Below are 15,098 nucleotides of genomic sequence, written 5' to 3' on the forward strand. Positions count from 1 at the left end.
GTCGGGGCCGCCGTCCTGCTTAGTGCGGCCGGACGTTGTGGTTGCCGGCGAACAGGTTGCCGGGGTCGTACCGACGCTTGACCGCGGCGAGCCGCCGATACGTCTCCGCTGGATAGGCCGCGGCGACGTCCTCCTCGGTGGCGGTGGAGAGGAAGTTCGCGTACGCGCCGTTGACGTGCGGTGCGAGCCTCCCCCAGATCGCGTCCAGACCCGGCCGGGCAGCGTCGAGAACCGGCTTCGGACCCACGGTGGTCGTCACGAACATCAGTTCCGCTCGGCGATGTGCGTAGGCGGTCGCGTCGTCGGGAACTCGGGACACCGCACCGCCGACGCTGCGTACGGAGATGACCGGCGACCCTTGTGAGGTCCCGACCTCGGCCAGGATCTGGAGCACCTCGGACACCGATTCCCTGTCCACAAAGGCACTTCGGGTGACCAGCTGGATGCCAGGCGGCGGGATCATCCCGTCCACGAGCAGGTCCGCAGCGGATGCCGGCGCGACATCATCGTCGATCACCGTGCCGAGCCGGCGGATCGGGTCGAGCGCCTTCTTGGCCAGTTCCGGGTCATCGCTGTCGAACACGATGTGAATCTCGACCGGCGCCTCGGGTCCGCCGAGGAAGGGGTTGGCGAAGTTCGCGATCGAGGTGAGTTCCTCGGGAGCTGTGCGAACGTAGTCCGCCCACCCCTGGAGCACAGTGGCCGCCTCCGCTGCCGGGAAGGCGAGCTTGCCGTGGAACACATCCGTTGTCGGGTGTGCCGCGAAATCGAAGGCGGTCACGATCCCGAAGTTGCCGCCGCCACCGCGAAGCGCCCAGAACAGCTCCGGGTTCTCCGCTGCGTCGGCCCGCACGACCTCTCCGGCGGCAGTGACCACCTCGGCGGCGACCAGGTTGTCGAGGGCCAGACCGTACTTCCTGACCTTCCAGCCGATGCCGCCGGTCAACGTCAGCCCGCCGACACCGACGCTCTTGGTGTCACCCGAGGAGATCGCCAGACCGTGTGGGGCCAACGCGGCCGCGACGTCACCCCAGATGGCGCCGCCGCCGATCCGCACCAGATGACGTTCGTCGTCGATCACCTCCACGGTCGCGAGCTGGCCGAGGTCGATCACGACGCCGCCGTCGTTGGTGCCGAAGCCGGGGAACGCGTGACCGCCGCCTCGCACGGACAGCGCCAGCCCTGCGCCGGCAGCGAATCTGACCGCTGCTTGCACGTCCCCGACGCTCTTGGGCCGGAGAACACAGGCCGGACTGCCCTCGACCAACACCGAGCGACTGGCCGACTCGTACTCCGCTCCGCCCGGTTCGATGATGTCGCCGCCGAAGTCACGGCGAAGGGTTTCAAGCGCTGACCTCATGACGTCCTTCCACAGGGAGAATCCGCATCTATACACAGCACTGACGAGGCGGACCGCCCAGATGTGAGATCCCCATCCTGTGACCTGCATCACAACAACGAGCTTTGCCGGTGGGTCGGTTGCAAGGCCCAACCATTGCGGCGAGGCACCCTGAGAGTTCCGCCGCGAACAACCTGAGAGTTCCCTGAAGTCCCGTCATTTCGGGGATTTCGTCACTTAGGGTGGCTGGATGGAGAGCCTGACCTGTCCCAAGTGCCGAGGCGCGATGCGCACCTACGAACGCAGCGGCGTCACCGTCGACCAGTGCACCGAGTGCCGCGGAATCTTCCTCGACCGCGGTGAACTGGAGCGGCTCGTCGATGCCGAGCTCGAGTACAACGCGCCTCCGCCGCCGCAGCAGCAGCCTCGCTACGAGGAGAAGCGGCGCGACGACGACCGGCGCTACGACAACGATCGCCGGTACGACAACGACCGCCGCTACGACAAGGACGACAACCGTCGTTACGACCCGCGGTACGGCAACCAGCAGTACCCGCGCAAGAAGAAGAAGTCCTTCCTGGAGGAACTCTTCGACTGATCGTCAGCCCGGCGCTGTGATCGCCCGTCAGCGACGCGCGGCGATCACAGTGCCCTGCGCGACGGCGCACAGCGTGGCGGTGCCGTCGCCGTCGATCGTCGACAACTCGCAGGTGCAGGTCGCCTGCCGGCTGCCCGCGTGCGCAACCTTCGCCTCGGCCCGCAGTACGACGCCCTCACCCGGGCGCAGGTAGCTGATCGTGAATCCGCCGGTCAGCACCTCGGGGCCGAGCGCCGAACCCGCCGCGAAGGCTCAGTGGTGGCGGGTGTGCAGGACGGGTTCGCGTTCTTCCTCGGTGGTGCCGCCCCAGACGCCGTACGCCTCCCCGACGACCAAGGCGTGCTCGCGGCACTCGCGCCGTACCGGACAGGTCCCACAGAGCGACTTCGCGAGGACCTCGCGGGCGTGTTTGCGCAGGCCGCGCTCGGACTCGGCGGCGAAGAACAGTTCAGGGTCGACGTCGCGGCAGGCGGCCCGGTCCTGCCACTCCCAGTTCTCGATCAGTGGGTACGGCAGGCCGACCGGCGCCTTCGCGACCGCCCCAGCTGGCGGTTTGCGCCGTCTCATGTCGAATTCCTCGACCGTGACGTCATCACGTGTTCTGGTACCCGCCGCGCAAACCCGAGGACTATGGTCGGCAGATGACCACGCCGCCCGTGACGCTCCGCCCGATGACCGAGACAGAGTTCGAGGTCTGGAGGCACCGCAACGCCGAGTCGTTCGCCGCCGGGATGGGGCCGACGCGCGGGCTGAGCCCCGAGGAGGCCATCGAGGTCGCTCACCGTGAGGTGGAGAAGTTGCTGCCCGACGGCCGGGACACCGAGAACCACGTGATCTGGATGGCCTGCGACGGTGACGAGCCGGTCGGCAGCCTGTGGATCACCACCAAGCCGCGGATCCCGTTCATCTATGGCCTCGAGGTCGACGAGAAGCATCGCGGCAAGGGCTACGGCCGCTCGATCATGCTCGCCGGCGAGGAGGAGTGCCGCCGCCGCGGCCACAGCCAACTGGATCTGAACGTGTTCGGCAACAACACCACCGCCATCAACCTGTACACCTCCCTCGGCTACACCGTCACCTCCCAGCAGATGCGCAAAGAACTCTGACGGCGTTGTCGGACGGCTGTGATAGCTGTGGGATACCGAACGTCGGAGGGACGCGATGAGCTGGTGGGTCCTGCATCTGGACATGGATCAGTTCATCGCGGCTGTGGAGATCCGGCGCCGGCCGGAGCTGAAGGGCCTGCCGGTCGTGGTCGGTGGGTCGGGCGATCCGACGCAACCACGGCAGGTCGTTGCCACCGCGTCGTACGAGGCCCGGGAGTTCGGTGTGCACTCGGGGATGCCAGTGCGGGCGGCGTACAAGCGGTGTCCGCAAGCGATCTACCTGCCGTCTGATCCGGCCGCTTATGAGGCGGCGTCGACCGAGGTGATGGACACCCTGCGGTCGTTCCCCGTGGTGGTCGAGGTCTGGGGCTGGGACGAGTGTTTCGTCGGGGCGGAGACCGACGACCCCGAACAACTCGCCGCCGACCTGCGCGCGGCGGTGTTCGAGCGTACGACGCTCACCTGCTCGGTCGGCATCGGCGACAACAAGGTCCGGGCCAAGCTAGCGACCACGTTCGCGAAGCAGGCGCGATCGCACGCCGTCCCCTTCGAGGAGGCAGGTACGCCCGGCCGGCGCGACGTCGAAGGCGTCTACCGGCTGACCGGTGACAACTGGCGCGAGGTGATGGACCACCGGGCCGTGCGCGAACTCTGGGGTATCGGCAGCCGGATGGAACGCAACCTGAACGAACTCGGCGTCTTCACCGTGGCCGACCTCGCCGCCGCGGACCTCGACGTACTCCGCAAACGCTTCGGCCCGAACATGGGCACCTGGTACGCCGCCCTCGGCCGCGGACTCGGCGACACCGAGGTCACCGACGTACCTCGCGAGCCGGTGTCACGCAGCCGCGAGGAGACCTTCCCTCAGGACTTGGTCGAACGCGCGGAGGTCGAGGAACAACTCCGCCGGATCGCAGTCGAGGTCACCCGCGACGTGGTCGCCGAGGGCCGCAGCATCCAGCGCATCTGGGTAAAGGTCCGCTTCACCACCTTCTACACCCCCGTCAAGAGCCGCAAACTCCCCGAAATCACCCAAGACCCCGAAGTCATAGCCACCACAGCCCTCGCTCTCCTGGAGAAGTTCGAACTCCGCAGACCGGTCCGCCTCCTGGGCGTCCGCGTGGAATTCGCCCCGCCGGACCCCACCGGGCCGGCGTAGGCGTCAGACCTGGTCGGTGGGCATGTTCGGCGAGGTGGTGGTCAGGCGTCGGTGTGGGCGAGGTTGCTGGACAGGTCGCGGTAGGCACCAGCCTGGGCGAGGAGATCCTGTGCCTTCTGCTCGACGGTGGCGATCGCGTCGGCACCGGCGACGAAGCGCCGTGGCGGCTCGTCCTGGGTTGCCAGCCGGACCATCGCAGCAGCGAGTTTGGCGGGGTCTCCGCCCTGCCGGCCGTTCATGCTCTTCCACCCGGCGATGGTCTGCTCGGTGCGCTCCGCGTAGTCGTCCAGGGTTGCCTCGGCGTACTGCGTCGACTCCGGGCTGAGCAGCTCGGTACGGAAGAAGCCGGGCTCGACGACCATCGTGCGGATCCCGAACGGTGCGACCTCGGGGCTCAGCGACTCCATCCATCCCTCGACGCCGAACTTCGAGGCGGCGTACGCGGTGCAGAACTCCTGGCCGGCGATCCCGGCGGTCGAGGAGATCGTGATCACGAGCCCCGAACGCTGCCGACGCAGGACAGGCAGGACGGCGCGGGTGACGTCCACCGGACCGAACAGAGTGGTCTCGAGCTGTGCCCGGAACTCCTCCGGGCTGAGCTCCTCGAAGAACCCCGCGTTGAAGTTCCCGGCGTTGTTCACCAGTACGTCGATCCGGCCGAACCGGTCGACCGCGTCGCGCACGGCGTCCCTGACACTCGCCGGATCGGTCACGTCGAGCTCGAGCACCAGGAGATCGTCGTGGGCGCCGACCGCGGCTCGCACTCTTTCGGGGTCGCGTCCGGTGGCGACGACGGCGTGGCCGGAGGCCAGTGCTGCCGTGGCGATGTCGACGCCCAGACCGCGCCCGGCGCCGGTGATGAGCCAAACCTTCTTGTCAGTCATGCGATGCACATTCCTTGTCAGCTGTGTCGAGTACCGCCCAGTCGCGGTGACACGTCCAGGGAACCAGTGGGCGCGAGCCTGCGGGAGACTCTGCCTGAGGGGTACTGAGAGGGACCCCCACCGCGTCGGGAACGCTCGTATCGTGGAAGGCATGGCAGGCGGGAACGGCCAGCGCGACATCCGGGGCAACGTCCGCACGGACATCCGCGAGTTCCTCAGCACCCGACGGGCACGCATCAGTCCCGAACAGGCCGGACTGCCCGTCTACGGCGGAGCCCAACGGCGGGTCTCCGGCCTCCGCCGCGAGGAGGTCGCCCTCCTCGCCGGCATCTCGACCGAGTACTACACCCGGCTCGAGCGCGGCAACGCCGTCGGCGCTTCAGACAGCGTGATCGCCGGGATCGCGCACGCGCTCCAGCTCGACGAGGCCGAGCGGATGCACCTGCTCGATCTCCTCCGCACTGCCGGACCGAGTCGCCGGCCGCGTCGGCGCCCCACGGTGCAGCGAGTTCGGCCGACCGTACAGCGGGTGATGGACTCGATGGCCGGCACACCCGCGCTCGTGCTGAGCGGACGGCTCGACATCCTGGCCGCCAACGCACTCGGCTCCGCGCTTTACTCGCCGGCGTACGCCGCTCCGGTCAGGCCGCCCAACAACGCCCGGTTCGTCTTCCTCGACCCGCACGCGACCGAGTTCTTCCGTGACTGGGACACGGTCGCCGACGACACCGTGGCGCTGCTCCGGGCCGAGGTCGGCCGGGACATGTACGACCGGCAGACCTCCGACCTGGTCGGAGAGTTGTCCACCCGCAGCGACGAGTTCCGTGGGCGCTGGGCCGCCCACAACGTCCGCATCCACACCACCGGCGTCAAACGCCTCCATCACCCGGTCGTCGGCGACCTCGAGCTCTCCTTCGAGTCTTTCCCGATAGCGTCGGATCCGAGCCAGAGCCTCCTCACCTACACCGCCGAGCCCACCTCCTCGTCACAAGATGCCCTGAACCTCCTGGCCAGCTGGGGTGCGACCAGCGACAGCGCGCCGTCGACCGAGGAGGCCGAGCAGTCTCACAGGTTGTAGGTGCGGGTGGCTGTGTTGGCGAAGACTGCTTCGCGGTCGGTGGGGGTGAGGGTGGCGGTGAGGGTTTCGGCGGTTTGGACTACGTCGGGGTAGGTGGCGGCCAGAAGGCAGACGGGCCAGTCGGAGCCGAACATGACTCGGTCGGGGCCGAAGGCGTCGAGGACCACGTCGGCGTACGGCTGGAGGTCGGACGGTTTCCAGTCGGTCCAGGACGCTTCGGTGACCATGCCGGAGAGTTTGCAGGTGACATTGGGGAGGGCGGCCAGTTGGCGGAGGTCGGTGGCCCAGGGGTCCAAGGGGTCGCCGATGACCGGTTTGGAGATGTGGTCGACGACGAACGTCAGGTCCGGGAGGGACCGCGCGGTTTCTATCGCGGCGGGGAGGTGTGGGGACTTGGTGAGGAGGTCGTAGACGAGACCGGCGTCGGCTACGGCGGCCAGGCCGCGCTGAACGTCGGGGCGCAGGAGCCAGTTGACGTCTGGCTCGTCGTGGACCTGGTGGCGGATTCCCTTCAGATACGTGCCATCCGGGCGCGCCAGCAAGCCGGCCAGCGCGTCGGCCACGTCGGGAGCGGTCAGGTCCACCCAGCCCACCACGCCCGCTACAAGGTCGTTGCTGGCAGCAACCTCCAGGAACTCGACGGTCTCGTCGACCAGGCCGACGGTCTGGACCAGGACCGTCGCGGTGATATCGGCGGCCGCGGCCTGTGGAGCCAGGTCGCCGATGGAGAAGTTGCGCCGGATCGGATCCAGCTCCGGCCCGACCATCCAGCTCTGCTCGCGAACGGTCAGGTCCCAGATGTGATGGTGCGCATCGACTCTGCTCATGCGACTGTGGTCCTTTCCGAGATCACCTGACACCGTAGTCGTCGGCCGACAGTCATCCGACGCGCCGGTCGTCGATCGCGTCCCGGTCCCACTCGATGCCGAGTCCCGGTGTGTCCGGAGCCACCGCATGACCGTCGGCCACGGCCATCTCGGACCGCGTGATCGCCCGCAACTGGGGGATGTGCTCGACATACCGGCCGTTCGGGATGGCAGCCGTCAGGCTGACATGCAGTTCCATCAGGAAGTGCGGGCAGACCTCGAGGTTGAACGTCTCGGCCAGATGCGCGACCTTCAGCCACGGTGTGATCCCGCCGACCCGGGCCACGTCGACCTGGACGATCCCGGCTCCACCGGCAGCGACGTACTCCCGGAACTGCGAGACGGAGTACAGCGACTCACCGACTGCGATCGGGATCGACGTGGACGACGCGAGTCGCACGTGTCCGGTCACGTCGTCGGCCGGCAACGGCTCCTCGAACCAGGTCAGGTCCACCGCCTCGAACGCCGCGGCGCGACGGCGAGCCTCGGGATAGGTCATCGACTGATTGGCGTCGACCATGATGTCCAGCCCAGGTCCGACCGCGTCCCGCACGGCCATCAGCCGCTCGAGGTCCTCGTGCACCCGGGGCTTGCCCACCTTCAGCTTGACGCCGGGCCAGCGCGCCTTCTGCGACGCCAGCGCGCCCGCGACCAGTTGGTCGGTGCTCAGGTGCAACCATCCGCCCTCGGTGTCGTACAGCGGAACTCGTTGCCGGTAGCCGCCGGCCAGCCGCCACAACGGCTCGCCGGCCCGTAGGCAGCGCAGATCCCACAGCGCGGTGTCGACGGCCGCGAGAGCGAGCGAGGTGATCGCCCCGACCGTGGTCGCATGGGTCGACCAGAACAGGTCCGACCAGACCGCCTCGACGTTGCGCGCGTCCTCGCCGACCAGGCGCGGCAGCAGATGGTCCCGCAGCAGTGCGAGTACGGCGGTGCCGCCGGTGCCGATCGTGTAGGAGTACCCCAGTCCGCCGAGCCCGTCGGCCGTCTCCAGCGAGACGAAGATCGTCTCCTGTTTGAGGAACGACTGCACCGCGTCGGTCCGGACCGTCTCGACCTCGAGGTCGACCAGGAACGCCTCGGCCCGGACGATCGCCGTACTCACCGTTGTGCCTCCCAGATCCTATAGGATATTGCGAAGCTGATGCTGCCGCTTCACACTGGAGCCGTCAAGAGTGGGGCACAATGAGGGCTTCCCGGGAGGAGCGATTGTGACGGATGCGCATGTGGGTCTGGCGGGGCAGCTCACGCGCCTGCCCCAGCGACAGGTACTGAGCGATGACGTCTACGAGACGGTCAAGGGCCTGATCATGGACAGCGTGGTCGAGCCGGGCACCCGGCTGAACATCGACGCGCTGACCCGCGAACTCGGCATCTCGCAGACCCCGATCCGGGAGTCGCTGGCCCGGCTCGAGTCCGACGGCCTGGTGATCAAGGAGCCGCTGCGCGGTTACCGGGTGTCATCCCGGCTCACACCGGCCGAGTTCGAGGACCTGTTCGAGTACCGGTTGCACATCGAGCCGTGGGCGGCCGGTCGCGCCGCCGAGCGGGCCGGCACCGAGGACCTGGCCCGGCTCAAGGCCGAGATGCTGAGCTACACCGACGTACCGGACCGGCCGGCGTACGAGAGCTACAAGGCGATGGCGGCGCACGACCAGCGGTTCCACGACCTGGTTCTGGAGCTGGCCGGGAACGAGACGGCCCGGCTGTCCTTTGCCCGGACACACTGCCACCTGCACCTGTTCCGGCTGTACTACGGTGGCGGCATCGCGACGAAGGCATTGCGTGAGCACAAGACGGTGGTGACCGCGGTCCGCAAGGGCGACCCGAGTGAAGCGGCCGCCGCGATGCGGGCGCATATCGAGGCCTCCAGGGCCAGGTTGCGGCCGATGTTCGACAAAGAGTGATCCGTCCTCATCCAGGGAGATACCTGTGGAACTGCTGCGCCTCGGCGCGGTCGGCGAGGAGCGCCCGTACGTGCGCGCCGCCGACGGCACCGTTCACGATCTGAGCTCCATCACCGCTGATATCGACGGCACCTTCCTCGCATCCGACGGCATCGCCCGCGCCCGGGCAGCTCTGGAGTCCGGTGACCTCCCGGCCGTCGACGTCGAGGGGCTGCGGATCGGTGCTCCGATCGCCCGGCCGACTGCGGTCGTCTGCATCGGCCAGAACTACGCCGCCCACGCGGCCGAGTCCGGTGCCGAGCCGCCGAAGCAGCCGATCGTCTTCTTCAAGCACCCGAACACCGTCGTCGGCCCGTACGACGAGGTGCTCGTGCCGCGTGGGGCGACCAAGACCGACTGGGAGGTCGAGCTCGCCGTCGTCATCGGCAAGGAGGCCCGGTACGTCGACTCCGACGAGGAAGCGCTGGCCTGCGTCGCCGGGTACGCCGTCTCGAACGACGTGTCCGAGCGCGCCTTCCAGATCGAGCAGTCCGGCGGGCAGTGGTCGAAGGGCAAGTGCTGCGAGACCTTCAACCCGCTCGGCCCGGCGCTGGTCCCGGCGGACGAGGTCGGCGACGTCCAGAACCTCGACCTGAAGTCCTGGGTGAACGGCGAGCCGCGCCAGGCCTCGAACACCCGGGACATGATCTTCTCCGTGGCGGCGCTGATTCGCGACCTGTCGCAGTACATGACACTGAGCCCGGGCGACATCGTGAACACCGGCACCCCGGAAGGCGTCGCGTTGTCCGGGCGTTTCCCGTACCTGGCCCCCGGCGACACGATGGAGCTGGAGATCCAGGGTCTCGGCAAGCAGAAGCAGTCCCTCGGCAAGGCCTGAATCAAAACTGTCCCCGGCCGGTCCTAGGGTCGGCCGGGTGACAGACTTTCTCGACGACATCCGGACCTCGTACGACACCGTCGCACCCTCGTACGCCGAGCTCGTGCAAGACGGCGCGGCCGTCGAGCCCGAGACCTTCGACCTGTTCGCGAAACTGGCGTCCGGCCCGGTCATCGACGTCGGCTGCGGGCCGGGGCGAACGACCGGACTGCTGCACGAACGCGGCCTCGAGGTCATCGGGATCGATCTGTCGCCGGGGATGATCGAGATCGCCCGGCGTGACCACCCGGAGCTCGACTTCCGGGTCGGGTCGATGACGGAGCTGGATCTCCCCGACGGCGAGGTGGCCGGCGTCCTCTCCTGGTGGTCGATCATCCACCTTCCGCGCGACGTGGTCCCCCAGGCGTTCGCCGAGTTCCATCGGGTGCTCGCCCCTGGTGGCGTCCTCATGCTCGGCTTCCATCTCGGGGAGGAGTCCACCCACAAGACCTCCGGGTACGGCGGCCATCCGATGAACATTCACGTCCACCGCTGGACTCCCGAGGCCCTCACCGCGATGGCGGAGGCCGCCGGCTTCACGCCGTACCTCGACCCGATCATTCCGGAGGACCGGCTGTGCTTCCGAAAGTAGGCTCGGGCGCATGACTTCGCGCGTGCGTACCGTGACCTTCGACGCCCACGACCCCTACGAGCTGGCCGGCTTCTGGCTGCAGGTGCTGAAGGCTCCCCGACCTGACGACGACGAGCCGGGCGACCCGTACGCCGCCGTCGTGACGGACTCGGTGACCTTGCTGTTCGAGCAGAACAACGACGAGAAGGCGGTCAAGAACCGGACCCACCTGGACCTCGAGCCGGACGGGCCGCGGGACGAGGAGGTGGAGTGGCTGCTCACCCTCGGCGCCACCATCGCCCACGACCGGCGCGAGCCTGACGGCAGCGGCTGGGTCGTCATGCTCGATCCCGAAGGCAACGAGTTCTGCGTACTGCGCAGCGCCGCCGAGCGGGCCGCTGCCGGTTGATCAGAGGTCGTCGACGTACGGCGTCTGGCCGGTGAAAGTGATGCGCCAGTCGGTACTGCGGGCTTCGACGGCGAGATCGTAGCCGTCGCGGCGGGCGATCACGCGGTACTTGCCGTCGTCGGCCGGCTCGGTCTCGACCTTCCAGCCGCGAGCCTCCAGGGTCTCGGCGGCGAAGCTGATCAGCGCCTCCGGATCCGGTGAGGTCGGATCGCCGGTCTCGACCGTGATCGTGCACACGGACTCCAGACCACGGTCGTCGGACAACGCACCCTGGCTCGCCGGCCCGACATCCTGTGTCACCGCGGGTGTCTGGGCCGGTACGACGATTTCCGCGACCGCGACCAGTTCCGAGCGGAGGAAGTTCCGGGCCTGCGTGAGCGTCATACGCGTGGGTCCTTTCGTTGACACCACCCGTCATACACCTTGAGCACGACTCCCCGCGACGTCGCGCCGCGAGTCCTACTCCACGATCTCCGGCGTATCGCCGCCCAGGGTCAGTGGATCACCAGTGACCAGGAGCCGTCGTGGTGGGTGAGGCTGAGTCTGGCGAGTGGGCGGACGTCCACGTGGCGGAGGGACTCGGCCGGTGCGTCGAGGACGTACAGGACGATCGCCCGGACCACCGACGGGTGGACGACGGCCACGACTCTACGGCGGTCGTCGTACCGCTGAGCGAGGTCGCCGAGCCAGTCCGCGACCCGGATCAGTACGTCGTTCTCGGTCTCGCCGCCGGGGGTGGCTGTGTGCGGCCGCTCGAGCCAGGCGGCAGCCCGCTCCGGCTCGGCGGCCAGCAGTTCCTCGAGCTCGCGGCCGGCCCATTCGCCGTACTCCCGGTCCCGGAGCGCCGGCTCGACCACCGGGGTCAGGCCGAGCGCTTCGGCCGTGCGTACGGCGGCGTGCTCCGGTCCGGCGTACGCGGCATCGGCCTCGAGTTCGAGCTCACTGGCCGCCGCCAGACCGGCCTGGTCCGGCGCGGCGTCACCACCGAGGACGAGGCCGCGCAACGCGGGAGTCAGAGCGTGGGCGACCAGCGTCAATACAGTCAAGCGGCTACCACCTTCTGTCGGGACAGCCGGCGGTCCACTGCGACGGCGTACCCGAACCCGAGTAGGAGCCACAGGGTCGCCTGCGTGCCGAGTGAGGCGAACCGGAACTGCCACAGCAGCGTAGCGGGGAACGACCCCGGAACCTCGTTGATCGACGGCAGGATCAGGTACGCCGCCACGATCGTCACGAGGAAGGCGGCGACCCCACCGGCCGGCCGGGCGATGTCGCCGTACCGGGCTGCCCACCGGGAGGCGGCGACACCGGCCCAGACCGCGAGCAGGCCGATCACCAGGGTCAGCAGGTAGGTGACCGTGCGACGAGTGATCGTCTCGGGGTCACCGACCGCCGGTGGGTTCGGCGGGTATTTCAGGAACGGCACGAGCACGATGCCGATGAATCCGGCCGCGGCCAGGCCGAGCGCGGCGTACGAGTCGTTGCCGGTCCGCAGCTTGCGCCGAAGCAGGGTGAAACCGACGGCGAAGATGCCACCGAGGGCGACGCCGTACAGGGTGGTGGCGAGGAAGAGTCCGGCTCGCTGGCCGTTGCGGCTGACGAGCGGTTCTTCCTCTTCAGACGAGGCAGCAGCGTCGCCGTGGTCGTGGGTGTGCGCGGCACCGGCTTCCTCGATCGCGATCGCGGCATCGATGTGCGGTTCGCCCATCGTGTACGCGAAGGCTCCAGCCAGCAGGCCGGCGAAAAGTCCGACGATCAGTCCGCGCACCAGGAGCGATCCGAAGGTGCGCACGCGTCTAGTGGCAGGGGACGCCGAGCAGGTGGCGGCCGTCGTGCATCAGCTCGTGCAGGTACATGCCCGACTGAGACACGGCGCCCTGGTCGAAGGCGACCAGATAGCCGAGCATGAGCATCAGACCGACGCTGAGCAGCGCCACGGCGAGCAGACGGGGTGAAACGGCCGGTACGGCGAGAGTGCGGGCAGGAGCTGCCATCTGAACCTCCTGGGGAAGTGCGCGTCCCCTTCGAAAGGCTGCGGTGCCCGAGCGTCCTGACTCACGAGCTGAGCTCGCTCACAGTGGCGCGGCCGTGCCGGATTTACACCGGCTTCCCTCTTGGCACCGCAGGTTGTCTCCCGCACCGTAGCGGTGGGCTTCCGCAGGGGTCAACGCGCTACGGCGCGCCGGTGACGTATCCCACCCGCCGGATTCTCCGCTGCGCCCGGGCGACCGGGCACCTACTCTGAGGAGATGCCGTCCGCTCAGCACCTCCTCGCGTTCGCGATCACCGCGTTCATCATCATCGTCGTACCAGGTCCGAGCGTGCTGTTCATCGTCGGCCGCGCACTGGCCGTCGGGCGGCGTGAGGCGGTCCTGACGATGGTCGGCAACACCATCGGCGCCGCGGTGATGCTCATCGCGGTGGCCCTCGGCCTCGGCACTCTGATCGCCGCCAGCGCGGTCGCCCTGACCGTGGTGAAGCTGGCCGGGGCGGCGTACCTCATCTATCTCGGCGTGCACGCCTTCCGCACCCGCAAGTCCCTGGTCGCGGCGATGACCAGCGAGGTGAAGCCGGGCAACAGCCGCCGGACGATGCGTCAGGGGTTCCTGGTCGGGGTCACCAACGCCAAGACGGCGGTCTTCTTCGCCGCCGCCCTGCCGCAGTTCGTGGACAAGAGCGCGAGCAGCCCGGCGTGGCTTCAGATCCTGCTGCTCGGCCTGATCTTCATCCTGATCGCGCTCGTCTCGGACAGTGTCTGGGCCCTCGTCGCCGGCACCGCCCGCGAGTGGTTCGCCCGCTCACCGCGCCGGCTGGAGCTGGTCGGCGGCACCGGCGGCCTGATGATCATCGGCCTGGGTGCGAGCATCGCGGTCACAGGCTCGAAGGAGTAGTACGCCGACCAGCCCGTACGCCGAGCAACGCGAGCAGAGCGGGGAGACCGAAGGCGACCAGGTACGCCGTCACGGCGGAGTGCGGCTCGAGTGCGGCGAAGAGGGAGCCGCCGACGGCCAAGACTGTTGCTGTGGACAACGAGTCGCTCAGCTGCAGCGCGGAGCTGTTGGCGCCTTGCTCGTCCCGCTCGGAGTACTCGAGCACCAGCACCGACAGGGTCGGGAAGACCGTGCCCATCCCCAGGCCGGTGAGGCTCCAGCCGAGGATGCCGACGACAACCGGGATGTTCTCGTTCAGGGTCAGGGCCGCCGTGACGATGCCGAGCAGGATTGCGACCATGCCCGCCTGCAGGAAGACCGCGTGGGAGAACGGCTGGTTCGGCCGGCCGCGGTACCAGGAGGCGGCGGTCCAGCTCAGCGCGCTGACGGTCAGCACCAGGCCGGCGTACGCCGGGGACAGGCCACGCTCCCGGGTGAGCATCAGCGGCAGGAACACCTCGGCACCGAATCCGGCCGCAGCGACGAGGCCTCGGAGTGCGACGACCGAGGGCAGGCCGGGCTTGAAGCCAAAGGTGCCGCTGGGCAGGAGCTTCGGAGCGAACGCGACAACACCGGCCAGACCGATGGCGAGCAGAACGAGCTGGAGTACGCCGTGCTGCTGGCCGCCGTAGTGGAGCAGGCCGACACCAACCGCGGCCGCTACCGCCCAGAGCGCCCGCTTGTCCCAGAGTCGACCCTGCCGGGCCTCATGCGCATTGGCGCGGGCCAGGCCCGGCCGCATCACGAGCGCCGCCGGGATCGCGATGGCCGGTACGGCGAGGAACACGATCCGCCAGTTGGCGTGCTCGACGATCAGACCGGCGATCGCGGGGCCGACCAAAGAGGGGACGACCCATCCGGTGGCGAACGCGGCGAAGATGCGAGGCCGCAGCCTGGCCGGGTACAGCTGGCCGACCACGACGTACAGCGCGACCGTGAGCAGGCCGGACCCGAAGCCCTGGATGATGCGGCCGACGACCAGGACCTCCATCGTCGGCGCGAGGCCGGCGATGATCAGGCCGGCCAGGAACCAGGCGGTCCCGTGCCAGAGCGGCCGGGTCGGGCCTTTGAGGTCGCTCCAGGTGCCGGAGACAACCATCGCCACCACACCGGAGGCGAGTGGTCCGCCGAACGCGAGGGCGTACAGGTACAGCCCGTCGAGCGCCTGGGCGACGGTCGGCATCGCGGTGGTGACCGCCAGGGACTCGAACGCGACCAGGGTGATCAGCGCGACCATCCCGATCGTCAGAGCGCGGTACTCCGGCGCCAGTACGCCGCCGGACGTGGTGCCCTGCTCGATCGAGGGCTCGGCTGTCGTGGTCATGCCGAGAACCT

Annotated in this window: 20 protein-coding genes and 1 riboswitch; of the genes, 9 read left to right on the forward strand and 11 right to left on the reverse strand. The window is 68.7% G+C overall.

The window, feature by feature from the left end; translation table 11 throughout:
* Nucleotides 1–19 precede the first annotated feature (19 nt).
* Nucleotides 20–1,360 (reverse strand): FAD-binding oxidoreductase, encoded by a 1,341-nt coding sequence (locus EV652_RS23425; RefSeq protein ID WP_132211361.1) that lies wholly within the window; start codon nt 1,358–1,360, stop codon nt 20–22.
* 229 nt (nt 1,361–1,589) lie between these two features.
* Here EV652_RS23425 and EV652_RS23430 point away from each other — a divergent pair, with 229 nt between their 5' ends.
* Nucleotides 1,590–1,937 (forward strand): TFIIB-type zinc ribbon-containing protein, encoded by a 348-nt coding sequence (locus EV652_RS23430; RefSeq protein ID WP_132211362.1) that lies wholly within the window; start codon nt 1,590–1,592, stop codon nt 1,935–1,937.
* A gap of 27 nt (nt 1,938–1,964) precedes the next feature.
* Here the strand turns inward: EV652_RS23430 and EV652_RS23435 are convergent, their stop codons facing one another.
* Both EV652_RS23435 and EV652_RS23440 read right to left on the reverse strand, forming a co-directional pair.
* Entirely contained in the window at nt 1,965–2,156 is a 192-nt protein-coding gene (locus tag EV652_RS23435) for a PaaI family thioesterase (RefSeq protein WP_132211363.1), read from the reverse strand.
* A 33-nt stretch (nt 2,157–2,189) separates the two neighbouring features.
* The gene (locus tag EV652_RS23440) at nt 2,190–2,504 is read right to left on the reverse strand and encodes a WhiB family transcriptional regulator (protein WP_132211364.1); all 315 of its coding nucleotides are present in this window, start codon (nt 2,502–2,504) and stop codon (nt 2,190–2,192) included.
* Between the two features lie 74 nt (nt 2,505–2,578).
* Between EV652_RS23440 and EV652_RS23445 the strand changes: the two genes are divergently transcribed.
* Nucleotides 2,579–3,043: a GNAT family N-acetyltransferase gene (locus EV652_RS23445; protein WP_132211365.1), complete on the forward strand. Its 465-nt coding sequence runs from the start codon at nt 2,579–2,581 to the stop codon at nt 3,041–3,043.
* A gap of 55 nt (nt 3,044–3,098) precedes the next feature.
* On the forward strand, nt 3,099–4,202 hold the full coding sequence (locus EV652_RS23450) for a DNA polymerase IV (RefSeq protein WP_132211366.1): 1,104 nt from the start codon (nt 3,099–3,101) through the stop codon (nt 4,200–4,202).
* A 41-nt stretch (nt 4,203–4,243) separates the two neighbouring features.
* Here the strand turns inward: EV652_RS23450 and EV652_RS23455 are convergent, their stop codons facing one another.
* Nucleotides 4,244–5,086, reverse strand: coding sequence for an SDR family oxidoreductase (locus EV652_RS23455; protein WP_132211367.1), 843 nt, complete (start codon nt 5,084–5,086; stop codon nt 4,244–4,246).
* Nucleotides 5,087–5,237: 151 nt separating this feature from the next.
* Here EV652_RS23455 and EV652_RS23460 point away from each other — a divergent pair, with 151 nt between their 5' ends.
* The gene (locus EV652_RS23460; protein WP_132211368.1) at nt 5,238–6,164 is read left to right on the forward strand and encodes a helix-turn-helix domain-containing protein; all 927 of its coding nucleotides are present in this window, start codon (nt 5,238–5,240) and stop codon (nt 6,162–6,164) included.
* Here the strand turns inward: EV652_RS23460 and EV652_RS23465 are convergent.
* Together EV652_RS23465 and EV652_RS23470 are read right to left on the reverse strand one after the other, a co-directional pair.
* Entirely contained in the window at nt 6,152–6,991 is an 840-nt protein-coding gene (locus EV652_RS23465; protein WP_132211369.1) for an amidohydrolase family protein, read from the reverse strand. The genes EV652_RS23460 and EV652_RS23465 overlap by 13 nt on opposite strands.
* Nucleotides 6,992–7,043: 52 nt before the next feature.
* Nucleotides 7,044–8,135, reverse strand: a complete 1,092-nt coding sequence (locus EV652_RS23470; RefSeq protein WP_242001950.1) for a mandelate racemase/muconate lactonizing enzyme family protein — start codon at nt 8,133–8,135, stop codon at nt 7,044–7,046.
* 106 nt (nt 8,136–8,241) lie between these two features.
* Between EV652_RS23470 and EV652_RS23475 the strand changes: the two genes are divergently transcribed.
* The 4 genes from EV652_RS23475 to EV652_RS23490 are packed head-to-tail and all read left to right on the forward strand — an operon-like array spanning nt 8,242 to nt 10,833.
* Entirely contained in the window at nt 8,242–8,937 is a 696-nt protein-coding gene (locus EV652_RS23475; RefSeq protein WP_132211370.1) for a GntR family transcriptional regulator, read from the forward strand.
* A gap of 25 nt (nt 8,938–8,962) precedes the next feature.
* Nucleotides 8,963–9,814, forward strand: coding sequence for a fumarylacetoacetate hydrolase family protein (locus EV652_RS23480; RefSeq protein WP_132211371.1), 852 nt, complete (start codon nt 8,963–8,965; stop codon nt 9,812–9,814).
* A 37-nt stretch (nt 9,815–9,851) separates the two neighbouring features.
* The gene (locus tag EV652_RS23485) at nt 9,852–10,445 is read left to right on the forward strand and encodes a class I SAM-dependent methyltransferase (protein ID WP_199238366.1); all 594 of its coding nucleotides are present in this window, start codon (nt 9,852–9,854) and stop codon (nt 10,443–10,445) included.
* Between the two features lie 10 nt (nt 10,446–10,455).
* On the forward strand, nt 10,456–10,833 hold the full coding sequence (locus tag EV652_RS23490) for a VOC family protein (protein WP_132211373.1): 378 nt from the start codon (nt 10,456–10,458) through the stop codon (nt 10,831–10,833).
* On the opposite strand, the gene EV652_RS23495 is transcribed toward EV652_RS23490, so the two are convergent.
* The 4 genes from EV652_RS23495 to EV652_RS23510 all read right to left on the reverse strand — a co-directional run bounded on the left by EV652_RS23495 (nt 10,834) and on the right by EV652_RS23510 (nt 12,827).
* Nucleotides 10,834–11,217 carry a hypothetical protein gene (locus EV652_RS23495; protein WP_132211374.1) on the reverse strand — a complete coding sequence of 128 codons (384 nt, stop codon included), beginning with the start codon at nt 11,215–11,217 and terminating at the stop codon, nt 10,834–10,836. It lies immediately after the preceding gene.
* Between the two features lie 110 nt (nt 11,218–11,327).
* Entirely contained in the window at nt 11,328–11,879 is a 552-nt protein-coding gene (locus tag EV652_RS23500; RefSeq protein WP_132211375.1) for a histidine phosphatase family protein, read from the reverse strand.
* Nucleotides 11,876–12,625: a CbtA family protein gene (locus EV652_RS23505; protein ID WP_132211376.1), complete on the reverse strand. Its 750-nt coding sequence runs from the start codon at nt 12,623–12,625 to the stop codon at nt 11,876–11,878. The genes EV652_RS23500 and EV652_RS23505 overlap by 4 nt, the downstream gene beginning before the upstream one ends.
* 4 nt (nt 12,626–12,629) lie before the next feature.
* Complete coding sequence (locus tag EV652_RS23510) at nt 12,630–12,827, reverse strand: CbtB domain-containing protein (protein ID WP_132211377.1); 198 nt, start codon at nt 12,825–12,827, stop codon at nt 12,630–12,632.
* 34 nt (nt 12,828–12,861) lie between these two features.
* A riboswitch (cobalamin riboswitch) is annotated at nt 12,862–12,999 on the reverse strand.
* A gap of 83 nt (nt 13,000–13,082) precedes the next feature.
* Here EV652_RS23510 and EV652_RS23515 point away from each other — a divergent pair.
* Nucleotides 13,083–13,724 carry a LysE family translocator gene (locus EV652_RS23515; protein ID WP_132211378.1) on the forward strand — a complete coding sequence of 214 codons (642 nt, stop codon included), beginning with the start codon at nt 13,083–13,085 and terminating at the stop codon, nt 13,722–13,724.
* Here the strand turns inward: EV652_RS23515 and EV652_RS23520 are convergent.
* The gene (locus tag EV652_RS23520; RefSeq protein WP_132211379.1) at nt 13,705–15,087 is read right to left on the reverse strand and encodes an MFS transporter; all 1,383 of its coding nucleotides are present in this window, start codon (nt 15,085–15,087) and stop codon (nt 13,705–13,707) included. The genes EV652_RS23515 and EV652_RS23520 overlap by 20 nt on opposite strands.
* Between the last annotated feature and the right edge of the window lie 11 nt (nt 15,088–15,098).

The sequence above is a fragment of the Kribbella steppae genome, from assembly GCF_004342025.1.
GTDB lineage: Bacteria > Actinomycetota > Actinomycetes > Propionibacteriales > Kribbellaceae > Kribbella > Kribbella steppae.

Bases quoted from the DNA above. Each gene is read 5' to 3' on its own strand.
- EV652_RS23425 (WP_132211361.1), bottom strand. From the start codon at position 1,360: ATGAGGTCAGCGCTTGAAACCCTTCGCCGTGACTTCGGCGGCGACATC.
- EV652_RS23430 (WP_132211362.1), top strand. From the start codon at position 1,590: ATGGAGAGCCTGACCTGTCCCAAGTGCCGAGGCGCGATGCGCACCTAC.
- EV652_RS23440 (WP_132211364.1), bottom strand. From the start codon at position 2,504: ATGAGACGGCGCAAACCGCCAGCTGGGGCGGTCGCGAAGGCGCCGGTC.
- EV652_RS23445 (WP_132211365.1), top strand. From the start codon at position 2,579: ATGACCACGCCGCCCGTGACGCTCCGCCCGATGACCGAGACAGAGTTC.
- EV652_RS23450 (WP_132211366.1), top strand. From the start codon at position 3,099: ATGAGCTGGTGGGTCCTGCATCTGGACATGGATCAGTTCATCGCGGCT.
- EV652_RS23455 (WP_132211367.1), bottom strand. From the start codon at position 5,086: ATGACTGACAAGAAGGTTTGGCTCATCACCGGCGCCGGGCGCGGTCTG.
- EV652_RS23460 (WP_132211368.1), top strand. From the start codon at position 5,238: ATGGCAGGCGGGAACGGCCAGCGCGACATCCGGGGCAACGTCCGCACG.
- EV652_RS23465 (WP_132211369.1), bottom strand. From the start codon at position 6,991: ATGAGCAGAGTCGATGCGCACCATCACATCTGGGACCTGACCGTTCGC.
- EV652_RS23490 (WP_132211373.1), top strand. From the start codon at position 10,456: ATGACTTCGCGCGTGCGTACCGTGACCTTCGACGCCCACGACCCCTAC.
- EV652_RS23495 (WP_132211374.1), bottom strand. From the start codon at position 11,217: ATGACGCTCACGCAGGCCCGGAACTTCCTCCGCTCGGAACTGGTCGCG.
- EV652_RS23510 (WP_132211377.1), bottom strand. From the start codon at position 12,827: ATGGCAGCTCCTGCCCGCACTCTCGCCGTACCGGCCGTTTCACCCCGT.
- EV652_RS23515 (WP_132211378.1), top strand. From the start codon at position 13,083: ATGCCGTCCGCTCAGCACCTCCTCGCGTTCGCGATCACCGCGTTCATC.
- EV652_RS23520 (WP_132211379.1), bottom strand. From the start codon at position 15,087: ATGACCACGACAGCCGAGCCCTCGATCGAGCAGGGCACCACGTCCGGC.